The organism is Mesorhizobium shonense, from assembly GCF_040545255.1.
GTDB lineage: Bacteria > Pseudomonadota > Alphaproteobacteria > Rhizobiales > Rhizobiaceae > Mesorhizobium > Mesorhizobium shonense.
The window spans coordinates 1-1,684 of sequence record NZ_JBEPLM010000049.1 but is presented as its reverse complement, the minus strand read 5'-3'; the positions used below and the strand labels follow the sequence as shown (position 1 = coordinate 1,684).

Annotated in this window: 2 protein-coding genes and 1 tRNA gene; all 3 read left to right on the top strand. The window is 58.7% G+C overall.

All coding sequences use genetic code 11. The features are described from left to right. Positions 1 to 8 precede the first annotated feature (8 nt). Positions 9 to 85: transfer RNA gene (locus ABID26_RS36970), tRNA-Met, on the top strand. Positions 86 to 703: 618 nt separating this feature from the next. Beyond that, positions 704 to 970: a type II toxin-antitoxin system ParD family antitoxin gene (locus ABID26_RS36965; protein ID WP_126097742.1), complete on the top strand. Its 267-nt coding sequence runs from the start codon at positions 704 to 706 to the stop codon at positions 968 to 970. 2 nt (positions 971 to 972) lie between these two features. After that, complete coding sequence (locus ABID26_RS36960; protein WP_126097743.1) at positions 973 to 1,284, top strand: type II toxin-antitoxin system RelE/ParE family toxin; 312 nt, start codon at positions 973 to 975, stop codon at positions 1,282 to 1,284. The last annotated feature ends 400 nt before the right edge of the window (positions 1,285 to 1,684 follow it).

The window sequence follows — 1,684 nt, the reverse complement described above, 5'->3', positions numbered from 1 at the left end:
ATGGTTGGCGCGGGGTGGAGCAGCCCGGTAGCTCGTCAGGCTCATAACCTGAAGGTCACAGGTTCAAATCCTGTCCCCGCAACCAAATACCAAAACGGCCCGCCTCGCGCGGGCCGTTTTGGCATTCGGCTTGTGGTGGCCGGCTGATTTGAGCGCTCATCAGGGGCCCGCAAGGAGGCGAAGCCGACGCCGCGGGACAAAGAAGCCAAATCCTGTCCCCGAAACCAGATGCAAAAACGGCCCGCCTCGCGCGGGCCGTTTTGGCGTTAGGGGAATCGCAGGAGGGACACGGAGGTCACGGACTCTCGCCAAGGCGAAACATTCCCCCGCCCACATTGGTGCCCGGTGCGATGCCTGCTTTGCGCTGCGGCTGATGAGGACGTCCAAGTGGGGACACGTATTCAGAGACCGACGCCTAACTGGGTGCGAAATAATATTAGCCGGTTGAATTTAAACTCAGCCGGCTTCTGTGCCTCTGTCGCCTCGCAAATGGCGAGAGCAGAGATCGTGGAATAGGCCGCATGGCGATCCTCGATCGGGTGCAGGTGTCTTGACCCGACATTTTGATCGCTGCCGATTCGGGTAGTTGAATCTTTCGCCGAATCGCAAGGGGTGAATTGGAATTGATTCAGCCATATTGCTAATTTTTGTTATCTATTGCTATATCTGTCGCCGGCCTTCATATTTTCCCGAGGAGGTTCCCATGCCCAACTATGCTTTGAGCGACCATTATGAGCGCTTTATCAAGAGGCAGCTCGAATCGGGCCGCTACAACAATGCCAGCGAGGTTGTCCGCGCCGGCCTGCGCATGCTCGAGGATTTTGAGGCAGAGCGGGAGAAGTGGCTGCGCGAGGAAATCCCGTCGCGCATGGCTGAGCTCCAGCAGGATCCGGCAAAGGGAGTTCCTGCCGAAACGGTGTTTTCCCGGCTGGAGGTCCGTCATCGCGCGCGGCGGGCGAAAGCCAAGTAGGGATGGAATACCGGATTGTTTTCCACGCGAAAGCGGAAGCTGAACTCGAACAACTCTATGACGATATAGCCGAGCGTGCGTCGCCAGCGGTTGCTTGGGACTTTGTTGTGGGCATCCGCGATCATTGCCTGGGCTTGTCGACATTTCCACAGCGCGGCACTGAGCGGGTGGAGATCATGCCGGGGCTGCGAATCATAGGCTATCGCCGCGCGGTCAGTATCGTTTTCGCCGTCGATGGCGAGCGTGTGCTGATCCTGGGCATCTTCTACGCCGGCCGGAACATTACGCCTGAATTGCTTGAGGAGCGGCTCTAAACCGAGGTTCAAGCGGCCGCGGCGGTCGACATTCGGCTAAGCGCCGCAGGGCGATTTCGGTTGAAAGCATCGCGCTCGGCGGAGCGGTTGTGGCTGGTATCGCCGGGATGGCTGGCAACGGATCGCCGGCAAGAATTGAACCAAGCCAGCTCACCATTTTTGCCGCCGCTGACATCTCGACGAGAAATCGAAAAAAGAGCGATCTTGGCTGTTGACAGTTCGATCGGGTGGCGACTATATACGCCCCACGAACGAGGGCGGCACGCCGCTGGCGGTAGAGAAGTTCGCTTCTAAGTCAGCCCTCTGCGAAATTCAAGAGAGCCGCGTGAGCGACACTCGAAGGGCCCCGAAGCCGCAAGCGTAAGGGCCACGACACCGCGTCTGCGATGTCTGTTCTTTG

Excerpts from the sequence above, each read along its gene's own strand:
- ABID26_RS36965 (WP_126097742.1), top strand. The coding sequence starts at position 704 with ATGCCCAACTATGCTTTGAGCGACCATTATGAGCGCTTTATCAAGAGG.
- ABID26_RS36960 (WP_126097743.1), top strand. The coding sequence starts at position 973 with ATGGAATACCGGATTGTTTTCCACGCGAAAGCGGAAGCTGAACTCGAA.